At 68.0% G+C, this 16,591-nt stretch carries 14 protein-coding genes; 10 read left to right on the forward strand and 4 right to left on the reverse strand.

From position 1 onward, the window contains the following. Positions 1 to 20 precede the first annotated feature (20 nt). The 4 genes from ABD810_RS04260 to acs form a co-directional block, all read right to left on the reverse strand. Positions 21 to 497 (reverse strand): DUF309 domain-containing protein, encoded by a 477-nt coding sequence (locus ABD810_RS04260; RefSeq protein WP_344934426.1) that lies wholly within the window; start codon positions 495 to 497, stop codon positions 21 to 23. 61 nt (positions 498 to 558) lie between these two features. Beyond that, complete coding sequence (locus tag ABD810_RS04265) at positions 559 to 1,485, reverse strand: alpha/beta fold hydrolase (protein ID WP_344934428.1); 927 nt, start codon at positions 1,483 to 1,485, stop codon at positions 559 to 561. 8 nt (positions 1,486 to 1,493) lie between these two features. Beyond that, a complete protein-coding gene (locus ABD810_RS04270) occupies positions 1,494 to 2,024 on the reverse strand; it encodes a phage holin family protein (RefSeq protein ID WP_344934430.1) in 531 nt (176 codons plus the stop codon). 257 nt (positions 2,025 to 2,281) lie between these two features. After that, entirely contained in the window at positions 2,282 to 4,258 is a 1,977-nt protein-coding gene (gene acs, locus ABD810_RS04275; protein ID WP_344934432.1) for an acetate--CoA ligase, read from the reverse strand. 476 nt (positions 4,259 to 4,734) lie between these two features. Between acs and ABD810_RS04280 the strand changes: the two genes are divergently transcribed. The 10 genes from ABD810_RS04280 (at position 4,735) to ABD810_RS04325 (ending at position 16,572) form a co-directional block, all read left to right on the forward strand. Next, entirely contained in the window at positions 4,735 to 5,520 is a 786-nt protein-coding gene (locus tag ABD810_RS04280; RefSeq protein WP_344934434.1) for a Fic family protein, read from the forward strand. 1,427 nt (positions 5,521 to 6,947) lie between these two features. Next, positions 6,948 to 7,988: a septum site-determining protein Ssd gene (gene ssd, locus ABD810_RS04285; protein WP_344934437.1), complete on the forward strand. Its 1,041-nt coding sequence runs from the start codon at positions 6,948 to 6,950 to the stop codon at positions 7,986 to 7,988. Further along, positions 7,985 to 9,142: a TadA family conjugal transfer-associated ATPase gene (locus ABD810_RS04290; protein WP_344934440.1), complete on the forward strand. Its 1,158-nt coding sequence runs from the start codon at positions 7,985 to 7,987 to the stop codon at positions 9,140 to 9,142. The genes ssd and ABD810_RS04290 overlap by 4 nt, the downstream gene beginning before the upstream one ends. Positions 9,143 to 9,461: 319 nt before the next feature. Continuing rightward, complete coding sequence (locus tag ABD810_RS04295; protein ID WP_344934442.1) at positions 9,462 to 9,998, forward strand: type II secretion system F family protein; 537 nt, start codon at positions 9,462 to 9,464, stop codon at positions 9,996 to 9,998. A gap of 476 nt (positions 9,999 to 10,474) precedes the next feature. Further along, positions 10,475 to 11,071: a type II secretion system F family protein gene (locus tag ABD810_RS04300; RefSeq protein WP_344934444.1), complete on the forward strand. Its 597-nt coding sequence runs from the start codon at positions 10,475 to 10,477 to the stop codon at positions 11,069 to 11,071. A gap of 250 nt (positions 11,072 to 11,321) precedes the next feature. After that, entirely contained in the window at positions 11,322 to 11,549 is a 228-nt protein-coding gene (locus ABD810_RS04305; RefSeq protein ID WP_344934447.1) for a DUF4244 domain-containing protein, read from the forward strand. Between the two features lie 865 nt (positions 11,550 to 12,414). Then, the gene (locus ABD810_RS04310) at positions 12,415 to 13,080 is read left to right on the forward strand and encodes a TadE family type IV pilus minor pilin (protein ID WP_344934449.1); all 666 of its coding nucleotides are present in this window, start codon (positions 12,415 to 12,417) and stop codon (positions 13,078 to 13,080) included. A 218-nt stretch (positions 13,081 to 13,298) separates the two neighbouring features. Then, positions 13,299 to 13,595 carry an Rv3654c family TadE-like protein gene (locus ABD810_RS40940; RefSeq protein WP_425566845.1) on the forward strand — a complete coding sequence of 99 codons (297 nt, stop codon included), beginning with the start codon at positions 13,299 to 13,301 and terminating at the stop codon, positions 13,593 to 13,595. Between the two features lie 623 nt (positions 13,596 to 14,218). Continuing rightward, on the forward strand, positions 14,219 to 16,408 hold the full coding sequence (locus ABD810_RS04320) for a phage tail protein (protein ID WP_344934453.1): 2,190 nt from the start codon (positions 14,219 to 14,221) through the stop codon (positions 16,406 to 16,408). 29 nt (positions 16,409 to 16,437) lie between these two features. Beyond that, complete coding sequence (locus tag ABD810_RS04325) at positions 16,438 to 16,572, forward strand: hypothetical protein (protein WP_344934455.1); 135 nt, start codon at positions 16,438 to 16,440, stop codon at positions 16,570 to 16,572. Positions 16,573 to 16,591: the final 19 nt, after the last annotated feature.

Raw genomic sequence — 16,591 nt, forward strand, 5'->3', positions numbered from 1 at the left:
GGCGTTTCGAGGAGAACGGCTCAGACAGGCCGGCCGGCGGCCTTGAGGACGTCCGCCACACGGGTAATCGCGGCGGCGGCGTCGGCCGCGGGGTGCTCGGCGAGGTCACGGGCGACACGCACCGTCTCGTCGAAGCCGAATCGGGCGATCCGGTCCGCGCCCCGGTTGAGCAGGGTCGTCGCCCCCCTGATGTTGCCCCGCTGGATGTGGGTCAGGCCGACACAGATCTGCGCGAGGCCCTGCCAGAGCTCACGCTCCTGCGGCGGACCGGTCTTCCACCGGGCCTCCAGCACCTCGTGGGCGTGGAACGGCCGGCCCTCCGACAGGTAGCGGACCGCGTCGTCCAGAGCCTGCTCCGCCCCGGGCACGTAGTCGTCGGGAACGCGCTCGACACCGGTCGCCCCCTTGGGCAGGGGACGGCCGAGCGCGTCCCGTGGCCGGGCGTTGCGTGGCCGCCCGGCGGGATCTCTGTCCCGGCTCACCGGATCTTCGCTCACTGGCCCTCCCGTGCTCACTCGTCATCCTTGGCCGTCAACGCGCCTTCCCGCGGCCCGCCCGTCAGCGGTCGGGCTCGGAGTCGGCGAGCCAGCCCAGCAACTCGGCGTCGAACTGCTCGGGACGTTCCTCGTGCGGGAAGTGCCCGGCGCCCTCGATGAGCCTCCAGCGGTACGGCGCGGCGACGTACCTGCTCGACCCTTGAGCCGTACGCGGCAGGGTGCAGGAGTCGAGTGAGCCGTGCATCTGCAAGGTCGGCATCTCCATCTCCGTGCGCATCAGCTTGCGGTACCGCCTGCCGTCCGGCCGGAACTGCGAGCGTAGGAACCAGCGGTGGTACTCCAGCGCGCAGTGGGCGACTGTCGGGATGCGGAAGACGTCACGGTAGGTGGCGGCGACGTCCTCCTCCGGCCACTCGGGCCCGGACCAGGCGTCCAGCAGCTCGCCGACGCGCGCGGCGGCGTTCTTGGTCAGCCGCCGCTCGGGAAGCAGGGGAAGCTGGTAGCCGAAAAGGTGTCCACTGGCCTTGAGCTGCCCGAACGGCTCGGTCAGCATGGCCTGCCTCAATCGCAGCGGATGGGGGGCCGACACGGTGACCAGCCGGCGTACCGCCTTGGGGTCCATCGCGCCCATCGTCCACCCGACCAGGCCACCCCAGTCGTGGCCGACCACGACCGCGCACGTCTCGCCCAGCGCGCGGATCAGCCCGGCCATGTTGCCCGCCACCGCCGGCAGGTCGTAGCCCCGCGGCGGCTTGTCGCTCGCGCCGTACCCGCGAAGGTCGACCGCCACGGCCCGGTAACCGGCCTCGGGGAGCGAGACGAGCTGGCGGCGCCAGGTCCACCAGAATTGCGGGAAGCCGTGCAGCAGCAGCACCAGCGGCCCGTCTCCGGCCTCCGCGATGTGGAACATGCTGTTTCCCGCGTGCACGGAGCGATGGGTCCAGGGCCCGGGGATCCGGGCCAGCGACTCGTCGGGGCGTCTGCTCATGACGTGGCTCACGGGCGGGGGCTCGTATGCCCAGGATCGAGGTCGGCCGATCCAATCTCGGTGGTCACCGGCACACGATGGTGGCCGACTTGTCCCGCCGTCGGGCCCCGGTAGGGCTCAGGCGTCATGCCCGAGGCCACCAGAGCCGGCTCGTCTTCGGGCTTGGCGACGCCCTTGAGGCTCTTCAGGCTGCGGGTGGTGCGTTTCATCCCGGCCAAACCCTTGAGGCGGCGGTAGCCGACGAAGGCGAGCAACAGGGCCACCACCAGGTAGAAGACGGTCACGATCGTGAACGCCAGCCACGGCATCATGCCGAGCTGCACCAGCCCGTAGGCGATCGCGAACGAGCCCAGGATCAGGCACAGGTGGAGCATGAACGCGGCCACGCCGAAGAGCCCGGCCGCCGTACCGACCCTTTTCGCGTCGAACTTCAGCTCGGCCTTCGCCAGCTCGATCTCCGAGCGGACCAGGGTGGAAACGTGGTGACTCGCCTGGGCGACGAGGGCGCCGAGCGAATCCTCCTCAGATGGAGCGGCCATGTCTGCTCTCCTATCGCAATTTCCTGACACATTCATCTTGGGTGATGGTGTTCATCGTGCCGCCTCCGGCTCCGCCGCGCGTTCGGACGCGCCATCCGGGCCCACGACCGTAACGATCTCGTGGCGAACCACGCCGGCCGCGGCACGCGCCGTCGAACCTGCCCGAGGTGCGAGAAACGCGTACGGGCGCGCCGGTCCCGGGCGTGCGGAAGGCGCGGACCCGGCCACGGATCCGCGCCTTCCGGTGGCCGGCGTGGTCAGTCCTCGCTGGAGGCCGAGGGCAGCTTCTCGGAGATCAGGTTCATCACCGAACTGTCGGCCAGGGTGGTGACGTCGCCGATGCTGCGATTCTCGGCCACGTCACGGAGCAGGCGTCGCATGATCTTGCCCGAGCGGGTCTTGGGAAGCTCGGGCACGACGAGGATCTGACGCGGCTTGGCGATCGGCCCGAGCGCCTTGGAGACGTGGTCGCGGAGTTCCTTGGCGATGTCCGCGCCCTCTTCGGCGCTGCCGCGCAGGATGACGAACGCCACGATGGCCTGGCCGGTGATCGGGTCGGTCGCGCCCACGACCGCGGCCTCGGCGACCTTGCGTTGAGACACCAGCGCCGACTCCACCTCGGTGGTGGAGATGTTGTGACCGGACACGAGCATGACGTCGTCGACCCGGCCGAGCAGCCACAGATCGCCGTCCTGGTCACGCTTGGCGCCGTCGCCGGGGAAGTACATCCCGTCGAAACGCGACCAGTAGGTGTCGGTGTATCGCTTGTCGTCGCCCCAGATGCCGCGCAGCATCGCCGGCCACGGCTCGCGGATGACCAGGAAGCCACCGCCGCCGTCGGGCACGGACTCGGCCTGGTCGTCCACGACGTCGGCGATGATGCCGGGCAGCGGCCGCATGGCGGCGCCGGGCTTGGCGGCCGTCACGCCGGGGAGCGGGCTGATCATGATGGCGCCCGTCTCGGTCTGCCACCAGGTGTCCACGACCGGGCAGCGCTCCCCGCCGATGTGCTCGCGATACCAGACGTACGCCTCGGGGTTGATGGGCTCGCCCACGGACCCGAGGACGCGGAGCGACGACATGTCGTACTTCGCGGGGATGTCGTCGCCCCACTTCATGAACGTGCGGATCGCCGTGGGCGCGGTGTACAGCAGGGTCACGCCGTACTTCTGCACGATCTCCCAGAAGCGTCCCCGGTGGGGGGTGTCGGGCGTGCCCTCGTAGATGACGCTCGTGGCCCCGTTCGCGAGAGGGCCGTAGACGATGTAGGAGTGCCCGGTGACCCAGCCGATGTCGGCGGTGCACCAGTAGATGTCGGACTCCGGCTTGAGGTCGAACACCGCGTGGTGCGTCCAGGCGACCTGCGTGAGGTAACCGCCGGTGGTGTGCAGGATGCCCTTGGGCTTACCGGTCGTGCCGCTGGTGTAGAGGATGTAGAGAGGGTCCTCGGCGTCGTGCTGCACGGCCTCGTGGCGCTCGCTCTGCCGGTCGACGACGTCGTGCCACCAGACGTCCTTGCCGGTGGCCTGGACCTCCTGGCCGGTCCTGCGTACGACCAGCACGTGCTCGATGCCCGGGCACTGGGCGACGGCCTCGTCCACGGTCGGCTTGAGGGCGCTGGGCGCGCCTCTCCGGTAGCCGCCGTCCGCGGTGATCACGAGCTTGGCGTCCGCGTCCTGGATGCGCCCGCTGAGCGCGGTGGCGGAGAAACCGCCGAAGACGACCGAGTGGATCGCGCCGATGCGGGCGCACGCCAGCATCGCGATCGGCAGCTCGGGGATCATCGGCATGTAGATCGCGACCCGGTCGCCCTTGCCGACGCCGAGCTCCGTCAGGGCGTTGGCGGCCTTGCTGACCTCGCGCAGCAGGTCGGAGTAGGTGAGGGTGCGGCTGTCGCCTTCGGGCTCGCCCTCCCAGTAGTACGCCACCTTGTCGCCGTGTCCCGCCTCGACGTGACGGTCGACGCAGTTGTAGGCGACGTTCAGCGTGCCGCCCAGGAACCATTTGGCGAAGGGTGGGTTCCACTCAAGAGTGGTGTCCCAGCGCCGCCCCCAACTCAGCCGGTCGGCCGCCCGCTCCCAGAAACCGAGACGATCGTTGGCCGCCTCGTCGTAGGCGTCGGCCGTGATGTTCGCGGCCGCCGCCAGGTCTGCCGGGGGTGCGAAGCGCCGGGTCTCGTTCAACAGGTTCGACAGAGTCTCCTGGGTCTCGCGACCAGGGGTATCCGGGGCCACAACGTACTCCTTCACATGGCCTGGCTTCGATTGGGCTGGGTCCCACTTCACCAGGCTGGGGGCGGCGGGGACAAGGGGTCACAACCGGCGGAACCGGTCGGTGATCGCTTCTGAAGTCGTTCACAAGTGACTTGACACGCAGTCACAAAAGCTGCCGATTCGTTGCGGGAATGATATCTAACAATAAATGCGACAACTACTCGAGCGGGTTTCTCCCACCCCTCGTTGAACGGTGTCAACGGAGCGCCGAACGGTCTTGTGCTTTCCGTCGGTGCATGTCCCATGGGCAACTCTTGACGCTTCGCTGAACCGCTTACAACTCGAGTTGTGCCCCCCTGAAACTCACTTGACCCAACGTTGACCTGTAGCACTACCCGCTCGTACCCTACTCGCCGGTAGGGGCGCGTACATCCCGCCGTGCGATCTCGGGGTGGCCGCGCGGGACCGGGCCCTACCCGCGGGTAGGGTCAGGAGGCGTGAGCGACCCACTGGCTGTGATCTCCGAGCTTCCCGGCGTTCCAGAGGCCGTCCAAGACGCCCGCACGGCGGTCGATCGACTCTACGGGCACCGCATGCTTCGCCGCCGAGGGCCCGAGGTGTCGGCCGAATCCGCCCTCCGAGGCGCACGGGCCTCGGCGGCCCTCGAAGGCGCCGACATCCCGCTCGAGTCCCTACGGTCAGGAGAGGCGGAGTCCCCGGTCGCGCAAGGGGCCCTTCGCGCGTCTTCCGAGGTGGGAAGGCTGGGCAAGACCTGGCGTACGGCTCCGCGACAGGTGCTCGCCCGGCTGCACGCTCTGGCCGCCGCGGACCTGGCCGACGAGGACCTGCTGGGACGGCCGCGAACCGGACCCGCCGCGTCCGACCTGCTCGGCCTCGGCCCAGGGCCTGGAGCGGAGGCCGCTGCGGCGCGCATCGCCTCGCTGGTGACGCTCGTGGCCACGCCTTCGAAGGCTCCTGCCCTGGTGCTCGCCGCCATCGTCCACGCCGAGCTGATCGTGCTCCGGCCGTTCGGAGTCGCCGACGGCCTGGTGGCCAGGGCCGCCGAGCGGCTCACCCTCGTCGAGTTCGGGCTGGACCCGAAGTCCCTCGTCGCGATCGAGGTCGGCCATGTCGACCTGGGGCCGGCGTACGTGGAAGGCCTTCGCGGGTATCTGAAGGGGACCGGCGAGGGTGTCGCCGGCTGGGTACGACACTGCGCGGCCGCCGTCGAACTGGGAGCCCGCGAGTCGACTGCCATCTGCGAGGCTCTCCAGCGAGGCTGACTTCAGCCTGATCACTTTGCGATCATGGCGGGGGCGATATGTGCCGGAGTCGGCCGCGGCCTGTCGACGGATACGGGTTGCTTTGCAGGTGGTTCACCAGCCTTTGTCGGCGGTTCACGGTGTCGGGCAGTCTTGGCACGCCTGTTCGAAAGGGGATCTGCTGGGCGGGTGCCTTCGCGTGGAGGCCTTTCGCGTGGAGGCCTTCCGCAGGGAAGCCTTTGCGTGGAGGCCTATGCGTGGAGGCCTTTGCGCGGAGGCCTTCTGGCGGGCCGGATGGCACGACGGGTGAGGAGCGTCGGCCGGAGGAACACGTGGGATCGCCGGGTGGAACGGCCTGAGGGCGGGGGCGGCGTCCTTGGTAAGAACCGAGGTCTTTTCGGTTAGGACCTGGACGGCTCGGACACGAGCATGTCCTCCGGCGAACCGCAGTCCCTACAAGGAAATCTACGGATCTTCCACGTGCTCGGGCGAATATCTTCGCTTAGCCTGCCCTGATAGACGAAAAGTTGTCACTTGAGGGTGACAGGTGCGAAACCCCTCAGACACCAGCGAACGGCGTCCCTGGTCTGGGACGCCGTCGCCAGTACGCCACGCCGGGTTACCAAGCGTGCACCTCAATTCGTCGGAGCGGGTCAAGCCCGTCTCGACGCGCCTCCCGCGGCTGGTCGCGCGTGGGTGCCCGGCGGCCGTACTCGGACACTTGGTCCGTGACACCTTTCTACGTCGGATCCGCCCTGATGGGAACCCCCTGGAGCAAGACCTTTACTGAGTCGGGGAAGGGCTCGATCACGCCACGAGGGCGACCTGCAGGCGAGCCGCGCGCAAAGCCGTTCCCCTTCTGGCTGACGTTCCTGACATCAGATGTGAAACGTCGCTCATCACCCAGGGTGATCGGGCTCCCGTCAGGTGTATTCCGCACACTTCGAGTAGCCGATCCGCTACGGCGAAAAAAAACTGGTGAAAATCAGAGATTGCTTCTCGACGAAACTTGAGTTCATCGGGCACCATACGTTGGTGTCCACATGACACTGTGGCGATCGGGCTTGGGATACTTTTGACACTCCCTTGCCGATCCGCGGCCACACGATGAAAGCTTTCTTCTAAAACGGGACCGGCTCTACCCCCCCGGAGCCGGACCGGTTGGCGACCCCCGCTCTCCCCCCCCGGCGGGGGTCGCCCCTTTTCCCAGGCGCCCCGACGACCCTCCCGGCTCCGCCCTTCTCCTCCGGCAGAGCCTTCCGGGACAGCGTCATCCCCGCCGTACGAACGCACCGGTACGCCGCTAGGCCGGCACCCCGGAGCGGTGGAACAACACCGCAGCTACTGGACGGGCCTCGGCTTGCGGTTATCCACAGAATCCCGCTCGGGTCCATGAAAGTGGTGCGAGTTTTCGGATGGTGGTCCCCCGACGAGAGGGAGGCCGTCCCATGCACCGCCCCTTGGTGATCACCGAAGACCAGGACCTGCTCGACGATCTTCTCCGGGTCGCGGCAGCCGCCGGTGTGGAGATCGACGTCGCACACGCGGCCACCCATGCCCGGCCCTATTGGAAGCGAGCCCCGCTGATCGTCGTCGGCGTCGACGCGGCGGATGCGTTGGCGGCCACCGGTCCGCCACCACGGCAGGGGGTGCTCCTGGTGACGCGCGCTCCCGAGGACCCCGCGGTCTGGCGAAGATGCGTGGCCGTCGGAGGGCAAGCCGTCCTGGAACTGCCGGCAGCGGAAAGGCAACTCGTCGACGAGTTCGCCGAGGCCTCCGAGCCCGTGGTCAGAGCCGGTCACACGGTCTGTGTCATCGGCGGGAGAGGCGGCGCGGGCGCGAGCGTGCTCGCCACGTGCCTCGCGCTCATGGGCTCCCGCCGCGGTCTGCGGACTCTGCTCGTGGACGCCGACCCCCTCGGTGGCGGCATCGATGTCGTCCTCGGCCAAGAGCAGGCGACCGGAGCTCGATGGCCCGATGTCGTCGAAAGGGAAGGCCGGGTGAGCTTCGCCGCCCTTCAGGAGGCCCTGCCGACGATCGGCGAGCTCACCGTGCTGTCATGGCACCGTGGCGAGTCCCCGCCCATCCCCGCGGAGGCGATGCGGTCGGTGCTGGAGGCGGCGCACAGGGGATGCGATCTCGTCGTTGTCGATCTCCCCCGTTATGTGGGTCCGGCCGCAGCTGAGGCTCTGTCCCGGGCGGCCTCGACCTTGCTCGTCGTGCCGGCGGACGTCAGGGGAGTGCTGGCCGCGTCTCAGGTCTTGATCGAGGTCCGCCGGCACACCGCCGCGCTGGGAGTGGTGGTCCGGAGCGGGGTGCTCCACCCTGACGTGATAGCCACGTCCCTCGATGTGCCGTGTACCGGAGTCGTGACTGATCAGCGCGGCCTTAGTGAGGCGCTCAATCGCGGAGACGCCCCGCCGCTCGGCGACCGCACTCCCCTCGGTCGTTTCTGTGCCTCGTTCCTCGGCACGCTGGAGGCCCGGTGAGCCGTCCGGTGGTGTCACCAGAGCTCTTAGAGGCCGTCCGGGTGCGTCTGGCTCGCGTGGGAGCGGAGCCTTCGGCGTCCCAGGTGGCCGCCGCCCTCCGGGCGGAACGGGCGGTGCTCGGCGACGCCGAGATCCTCGCGGTCGCCCGTGCGCTACGTGCCGACCTGATCGGTGCCGGGCCGCTGGAGCCGTTGCTCGCCGAGCCGGAGGTCACCGATGTGCTCGTCAACGGTGCCCGCGAGGTGTGGGTCGACGATGGGCAGGGGTTACGGCGAACTTCGGTGATCTTCACCGACGACGACGAGGTCCGCCGGCTCGCCCAGAGGCTGGCCGCGGCGGCGGGCAGACGGCTCGATGACGCCTGCCCCTATGTCGACGCGAGGCTGTCCGGTGGTGTGCGCCTTCACGCCGTCCTGCCACCTGTCGCTCCCGAGGGCACCTGCCTGTCTCTCAGGCTTCCCCCACGCAGGTCGTTCACGCTGGAGGAGTTGGTTCCCGGCCAGGGTGCCGCCGCGGTCCACGCGATGATCACTGCTCGCCTGGCGTTCCTGGTCACAGGCGGCACCGGCACCGGGAAGACGACCTTGTTGTCCGCGCTGCTGTCGCTGGCCGATCCCGGCGAGCGGTTGCTTCTCGTGGAAGATTCCTCCGAGCTCCGCCCGCTCCACCCGCACGTCGTCAGACTGGAGACCAGGCCATCCAACCTCGAAGGTGCGGGCGGAGTGAGCTTACGCGATCTCGTCCGGCAGGCGCTGCGCATGCGGCCCGACCGGCTCGTCGTGGGAGAGGTGCGGGGAGCAGAGGTGGTAGATCTGCTGGCCGCGCTGAACACCGGCCACGACGGCGGATGCGGCACCCTGCACGCGAACAATCCCGCTGACGTGCCCGCTCGTCTAGAAGCGCTGGCTTGCGCCGCCGGGCTGACCCGCGAGGCCGTCCACAGCCAGATCGCGGCGGCTTTGGATGCCGTGATCCATGTGGTGCGCGACCCGAGAGGCGGGCGGCGCAGGGTCTCGGAGATCTGCCTCATGGAGCGCGATCCGTCTGGCCTCGTCCGGGTGATCCCGGCACTCACCTTCCCCACCAAAGGCGCCCCCTTACCCGGCCCCGCACTCCCATCCCTCCTGACCAGAGCCCCCGGAGCCATCAAGTAGCACCCAGCCCCGATGCGCGGGATCGAGACGGTCGCGCGGGCGGGGTGAGGGGCCATGGCGGCGTGGGGTGGAGGGCAGATGGGGTGACCGCTGAGGCCGTGGAAGGTGTGGTGGAGGGGATGGACGGAGTTGTCTCGTGCTGGTCGTGGCCGTGCTGCTTGTCGTGACCGCGGCACTCGTATGGCTGGGGCCCGACCGGGCAACGGTCCGGCTCTTGTCGCTGGTCCAACATCATGATGATCGACGCTGGCGATGTATCGATCGTCTTCTTCGGTACCTCTCCCGGCCTACTCAAACGCGCCAGGCCGTCGCCTGGCGCATGGCCTCGATCGAGTTGTGCCAGGGCATCGTCGCTGAACTCGCCACCGGTCGCACACCCGGCGAGGCCCTGGCGCGGGCTGCCTCTTGCCTCGACCTTCCCGATCCCGACGTGCTACGACCGGTGGTGGCCACCGCCCGCGACGGCGGGGACGTGGCCACCGCCTTGGAAAGGGTCGCCCGCGACCACGGAAGTGAAGGGCTGTCGCGGCTCGCGGCCTGCTGGCGGGTCAGCCTCACCGTCGGTGGAGGGCTGGCCGCGTTGGTCGAGCGGGTCGGCCGCTCTCTCCGGGAAGCGGAAGCCCACCGGGCAGAGGTCGCGTCCCAACTGGCCGGTCCTCGCTCCACGGCACGGCTGCTCGCGGGTCTCCCGGTGCTGGGCTTGCTGCTAGCGGCAGGTCTCGGCCTTCGGCCCTTTGCGTTCCTGTTCGGCAGCCCACCGGGGTTCGCCTGCATCGGCATGGGTGTGCTGCTGGACGTGGCAGGCGTGTGGTGGACCAACCGTCTGGTGGCTCACGCACAGCAGGCAGGTACGTAACCCAATGCCCGCCAGACGATCACCGTGCCATCCCAGCGATCAGAACAGACGCCCGCTGATGAACGATCGGATGAGATATGAGTGTTCTGCTCGCTGTAGTGCTTGCGGCGCTTGCCACCTGGTTGTGGTCGACCCCCTGGCATCCCACGGAGCGTCTGGCGCAACTGGGCGTACGCCGGTCCTCTCATGATCGGCCGAATCTTCCTGGGCACACTGAAACCGGGGTCCTTGCGGATCAGTCGGCTGCTCAATTACCTTCTCGGGCCGGTCAGTCGGCCAGGAGGCTGAGTGACGACCGTGCGAGTCCCGGTGCCGGCCGCCTGGCGTTGGACGGTCCGGATCAGCCTGCATCCACTTCTCACGACCGACCCGTTCTTGAGGGGACTGCGAATCCCGGCCGGGCGACGCCCCGCTCCGCGTCTTCCTGTCCACCCGATCGGTCAGGCAGGGACACGAAGGACGAGCGAGGCCGACGTGTGCTTCGTGAGGCTCTTTCCGCATTCCTGGCCGCGCTGGGTGGCCTTCTCATCGTGGGAGGGCTGCCGGGTTTCGTCACGGGAGCCGGGATGGGCATCGTCATCGCGGCGGTCGGCCGTCGCCGGGAACCGGCCGAAGTGCGCCGCCGGCAGGCGCGCATCGCCGCCGATCTTCCGTTCGCGCTTGACCTCATGGTGTCCTGCCTCCGTGCGGGCCAACCCGTCAGCGGTGCGGTGGAGACAGCCGCAGAGGCGATGGGAGGCCCCCTCGGCGAGCGTCTGGCATGGGTGAACATGCAGTTACGGCTTGGCGCACGCCCTGAGCAGGCCTGGTCGGCCCTGGAGGCCGACCGTCCCCTCGCCGCCATGGCGCGAGGCATGACCCGTGCTGCCCTCAGCGGCGCGCCTGTCGCGGACGTCCTGCTGAGACTTGCCGATGACGCCCGGCAGGAGGCCAGAGCCGCCTCGTCCGCTGCCGCGCGACGGGTCGGCGTCCAGGTGGTCGCACCCCTCGGGCTCTGCTTCCTCCCGGCCTTCGTGTTCTTGGGGATCATTCCGGTCGTGGCCGGCCTCGCCGGTCAGGTCTTCGGTGACTGAATGCGCCTACGTCGCCGAGCGAGGAGCTCTTGTCCACAGGCCTCCAGGAAGGTGCGGTGACTGTCCACAGAACTGGGTTCGGCTCTAAATCGGACGCCTCCCCTGAGCCACCCTGATGTCACCTGTCAGGGCCGGTGCGGATCATCCACACGGCCGCGATGACGACTCAAGGGGAGGTCCGATGCGCAGGTGGATCGGTAGGCGGGGTCGCTGGACACTGGCATCAGAGCTGGTCAGGAGGAGCCTTGTGGTGGAACATCGGCTGCTCGAGTGGATGTACCGCTTTCGCGTATCGACGAGCAAACTCGCCACACTCGCTCGTACGCGATCGGAGGCGGGCATGTCCACAGCCGAGTACGCGGTGGGCACCATCGCCGCCTGCGCGTTCGCGGGACTCCTGTTCAAGATCGTGAGTAGTCCCGACGTACGAAAGATGCTCTCGGACCTGATCAGCCGAGCCCTGAAACTCGCCGGATAAAGCTATGGATCCATCAATCAACCGACAGCCAGGACTGAGACCTTGCCGGCGACCCCGCTCCTGACCCGCGCGCCGAGAGCTGGATTCTCAATTCTCACCGGTGTGATGACGGCCAACGGCCACCGGCCAACGGCCACCTCATCCGAGGCCAAGCTCGAAGTCGGCCGCCCTCAGAGAGCTGCAGCTGGTCACCAGAAGTAGACACGCATGGCGGTGGAGAAGGCCACAGCTCCACCGCCATGCAGGCCCAGATCGAACCACGACGCCGGGGGTGCAGCGATCGAGCCTCCACCGCCGCGGGGCAGCGATCGAGCTTCCACCGCCGGGGTGCGGCGATCGAGCTTCCACCGCCGGGGTGCGGCGATCGAGCTTCCACCGCCGTGGGGCAGCGATCGAGCTTCCACCGCCGTGGGGCAGCGATCGAGCTTCCACCGCCGTGGGGCAGCGATCGAGCTTCCACCGCCTGGGGTGCCCTCATCGGCCTCCACCGCCGTGCGTGCCCTGATCGAGCCACGACGCCGGGGTGCAGCGATCGAGCCTCCACCGCCGTGCGTGCCTTGATCAGCCTCCGCCGCCGGTGTCTGCTCGAGCCTTCGCTGTCTGGCGGTAGGGGTGCACGCTGCTCTGCGCGGTGTGGGTCGCGGACGCGGAGGCCGCCTCCTCGTCCAGAACCACCATTCGGTGAGATCTGGTGCAAGCGGGATCCCGGTTTTCGAGGTGGCTGTGGGCGTGACCGCCTGCGCCCAGGTGTGTGAAGCGTGGCGAGACCGAGTTGGGCCGGCGGCGGCCTGAAGTTCACGCGTCAGCCCATGAATTCGTCAGTCCACGAAAGAGCGGATCGATCTCGAGGGGGAGCGTCAAGATCATGGAATTCTGGAGACTCTGTCCGCGCGCTCCGTGGGCTGGTCGGCCTTTGCGTGCCCCTTGGAAGCGAATTCGGCCTTGGCGCGGCGTCCGGGAACGACTTCGGTCTTTGCATGGCGCCTGGGAGCGAGTTCGGCCTTGGCGGGGTGCCTGGGAGCGAGTTCGACGGGGGCATGGTGCTTGGGAGCGACTTCGATCTGGGCATGGTGCCTGGAAGCGAGTTCGGTCTTGGCGTCGTGCCTGGGCGCGATCTGACACAGGTTCGGTCACGGCAGAGATAGCGGTGGGGCTTCCATCGCTGACGCTGGTGCTCGGAGCCGCGCTGTGGGGGGTCGCTGCCGTGTCGGCCCAACTGCAGTGCGTCGACGCCGCCCGGTCGGGGGCCAGAGCCGCTGCTAGGGGCGAGCTGCTCGAAGCGGTACGAGAGGCGGCGAGTCGCGCAGCGCCTATTGGATCCGCCGTCTCAGTGGCACGAGATTCCAAGCTCAGCCGGGTGACTGTCTCGGCCTCGATCCGGCCGGACTGGATGATCGCAGTGCCAGCGGTCGCGGTGAGCGCCTCGGCGATATCCGCCACAGAGCCTGGAGCAGACAGTTCTTCCCTCAAGGAAACCACCGACTTACTTCTCGATGATCAGAATTCGAGACGCACTTCCGATAGAGGGTGACCCGAAAGCCGGAATTACAAGCTGAGAAATGAGGAGCGACGCACCCTCTGCTGTCTGGTAGCTGCTCCCATTCAGTACGGGGACTAGAGGCCGGTAGGAGCGGTTGTGCTGGTGGGCGTCGGTTTCCGGGAGTCCTGGTTGGGCTGGTTGAGGTGTGGATTGGGGGTGAAGATATGTCGGAAGATCGCGGGTCAGGGACGATTTGGGTTCTCGCGTTCATGGGATTGATCTGGTTCCTGGCGATAACCCTGCTGTTCGCGGGATCGGCTCGAGTAGCGCGTCATCGTGCTCAATCGGCCGCCGACCTCAGCGCTCTGGCGGCCGCTGCTCTGGCATTCGCCGCTCCAGAGAAAGCGTGCCGGCGCGCGCATGACCTGGCTGAAGCCAATCACGCCTCGCTCACAAGTTGTGAAGTTCACGAGGGAGTTGTCGATGTTCGCGTCACCGTCCACTGGGCGCTTCCTGGGTTGGGCAGGCGTTCCGCCCTCGCTAAGGCTCGTGCCGGTCCTAGGTAGGTACCCGCCGCTCAGGCTCGTGCCGGTCTGGTAAGTAGCCTCGCTCAGGCTCGCTGGTCCTCGGTAACTACCCGCGGTCAGGATCGTGCCGGTCCTGGGTAACTAGAAGTCTCGCCGATGGGTCGGGTGTCAGAGCTGCCCTGTTGGGGCTGATGAACCCGTACTGCCGGTGGCTGTTTGAGTAGCTCGCCATAGATGTGTTCAACACGAGTGTTATCGGTTGGGGCTTGATCAAACGGGAGGGCCTGTGGTGTAAGGGAGGTGCCCAGGGAGCCCCCCGTTGTGTTCGGAGGCGATCCGGTCAAAGTGGTAACAGCGGGAAGTATGGGGCAAGGTCGCGATCGAATTACGACTCGTTGGACTAGATGTCCAAGAGTGTCGGTCATCACATAAGGTGCCGCTTACTTGGTTCACGCGTACTTGCACACCAGATCTAGGTAATCCGGCCTGTGGGCCGGCGGGCTTCTGAGAACCTGCCAGGGGCGCCTCCGCTCACGGTCGTTGAACGAGGGCCGAGCCGGTGCCCCATCGGTTCGGAAACACTCGGGGGACTGGCACGTCAGGTCATCGGGAGCTACCCGCCATGAGCGGGTGCCTGCCGGTTCTCGACGAAAGGGAGCGTCGTGACGACGGTTCGCAGGCTGGTGACCGTGGTGGCGATCACGCCGCTCGTGATCGGATTCGCGGTGCTCGCCACCTCGACCCCCGCGAGCGCTCGCGCCGACGAGGGGATCATCTCGCCTTCGGACGGTCAGGTGGTCACCGATAAGTCGGTGCCGGTCTCGGCGCGGACGGGGCTTCTCCAGCTCGACATGGGCTTGTACGTCGAAAGCGCAGCAGGGCGCGAGCGGATAGCCCAGGGCGGAGCCAACCAGACGCTTACCGGATCATTCAATGCCGACACAGCGCCGAACGGCACCTACAAGGTGGTCCTCGTCGGTGAGATCAGCAACAGGACGTACGAGACTCGCACCTTCCAGTTGAAGGTGCCGCCGTCGGCGCCCTCTGGCGTCACGGCGAACCTCCAAGGGGCGGGCAAGGTCCAGGTCTCGTGGGCGAAGGGATCCGAGCCTGACCTGCAGTCGTACGAGATCTCCACGAGCCAGACCGGCAAGGTGGGTTCGCTGCCTGTGGACACCGCGTGCTCCGGGACGATGTGCCAGGCGTCACTGGCCGTTCCCGCCAACGCGGCCGGTCAGCGGGTGGGCTTCACGGTCCGCGCGTTCCGGGGAGACGGTTCCGGCGGCAGCCTCGCGTCCGGCGACTCCGGTGCCGCTTTCGTCGCCGTTCCCGCGGCGGCCAAGCCGAAGGCGACCGCGACCCGGCAACCGAAGCCCACGTCCACCAAGCAGGACTCCCAGGGCGTGCAGTCGTTGCCGCAGTTGCCGTCCGGCAAGCGGACTAGCCCGCCTGCGACCAAGGCGCCTCGTGCACAGAACTTCACCGGAGTTCCGACGGCCGTGCCGAAGCTGCCCGCCATCCCTAAGAGCGGCACGAAAGGGGACGGTTCGCTGGCGCTGCCGCCGCTCGACACCAGTACCCAGGCTCCGGGCGATGAGGGGTCCGAGTCCTCTCGATCCCAGCCGGAGGCGCTCCCGTCGACCACCGAGGTGACCACCCAGGCGGCGAACGGCCCGTTCGGGGGCGTGAACTACGGCATCTTGATCGCGGTTGGCCTGATCCTTCTTCTGGTCGGCGCTCAAATGGGCGCTTGGATGCGCAGGCGGGGTGTTGCGCTCGCCGGCGCGGGGAGTACGCCAGTTGGAAGCGCCAGTGCCAAAGCGGCGGCGGCCGTCACCGAGACGGCCCGCGCCGGTGTGGCCACGGTCGGACTGGCCGCGATCACCGCGCCGACAGCAAACGCTTCTAAGCGGACTGGCGCGGCGTTTTCGACAGGTTCGACCAAGCGGACGGATGCCGCACCCTCAATGGACACGACTCCACGGGCCGGTACGGCGCGCGCCGCTATGAGCACCGGGACTGGCGCGTCACCTCGAACCGGCGCGCCACTATCAGCCGGTGAGCCGTCACTACGGACTGAGGCGCCACCTCGGACGGATGCCACGGCACGAACCGCAGAGGCAGCCGGGCGGACCGGAGAGGCCGGGCGAACAGCAGAAGCGGGGCGCACCGCCGAGGCTCGGACCGGAGCCGCGCGGACTGGAGAAGCCGGCCGGACAGTAAGGGCCGGGCGGACCGCAGAGGCGGGGCGGACCGGTGAGGCGGGGCGGCCGGCGCCTGGTGTGGCGAGCGCGGCAGCCTCTGTATCTGCGGCTTCTTCAGCCTCTCCGAGCAGGGTGCGGCGGCCGGCGGTGATCCTCGCCGTGGCAAAACCCCGTCCGGCGCAGGAGGTCACCGACAAGCCGGATTCGTCGACTTCACCTACTCCATCGTCCCGACCTACTCCGTCGTCGTCTCTTACTCCATCATCTTCGCTTACTTCACCGTCTTTACCTGCTTCATCGTCTTCCGTTACGCCGTCGGCTTCGCTCAGTGGTGGTCGGGAGCCGGTCGACTCCGTTGAGGAGATGCAGGAGTCTTCTGAGGTCGCTCAGAAGGTCGTTTCCGCTCGTGTCGAGCCTGTGCGGGAGCCCGTACGGTTGGCGCTTCCGCGCGTGCGGCCGGAGTCAGAGATCGCCATCGTGTCCTCGGTCGTCGTGCGAACGGGAGACCGCTGGGACGACTACCTGCCTTCTCAGCCCCGATCAATGGAGGACAGCGGCTTCTGGCAGCGACCCCTGCCGGGTGCGAAGGACTTCTGGGGCGAGGACGATGACGACTACACCGGCCCGCGTGGCCGTAACGGCGCCTGACAGTCACGTCGGTCCTGAGCCTGACCGCCATGTCGGTCCTGAGCCTGACCGCCATGTCGGTCCTGAGCCTGACCGCCATGTCGGTCCTGAGCCTGACCGCCATGTCGGTCCTAAGCATGACCGCCGTTCCGAACTGGGCGGCGACCGACTTTCCCGTCGCCTGAGATCAGTCGGTACGCCACA

The sequence above is a fragment of the Sphaerisporangium flaviroseum genome, assembly GCF_039537005.1.
Classification (GTDB): Bacteria; Actinomycetota; Actinomycetes; order Streptosporangiales; family Streptosporangiaceae; genus Sphaerisporangium; species Sphaerisporangium flaviroseum.

Bases quoted from the DNA above. Each gene is read 5' to 3' on its own strand.
- ABD810_RS04265 (WP_344934428.1), bottom strand. From the start codon at position 1,485: ATGAGCAGACGCCCCGACGAGTCGCTGGCCCGGATCCCCGGGCCCTGG.
- ABD810_RS04295 (WP_344934442.1), top strand. From the start codon at position 9,462: ATGGCCTCGATCGAGTTGTGCCAGGGCATCGTCGCTGAACTCGCCACC.
- ABD810_RS04310 (WP_344934449.1), top strand. From the start codon at position 12,415: ATGGAATTCTGGAGACTCTGTCCGCGCGCTCCGTGGGCTGGTCGGCCT.
- ABD810_RS04325 (WP_344934455.1), top strand. From the start codon at position 16,438: ATGTCGGTCCTGAGCCTGACCGCCATGTCGGTCCTGAGCCTGACCGCC.
- ABD810_RS40940 (WP_425566845.1), top strand. From the start codon at position 13,299: ATGGGATTGATCTGGTTCCTGGCGATAACCCTGCTGTTCGCGGGATCG.
- ssd (WP_344934437.1), top strand. From the start codon at position 6,948: ATGCACCGCCCCTTGGTGATCACCGAAGACCAGGACCTGCTCGACGAT.
- ABD810_RS04270 (WP_344934430.1), bottom strand. From the start codon at position 2,024: ATGGCCGCTCCATCTGAGGAGGATTCGCTCGGCGCCCTCGTCGCCCAG.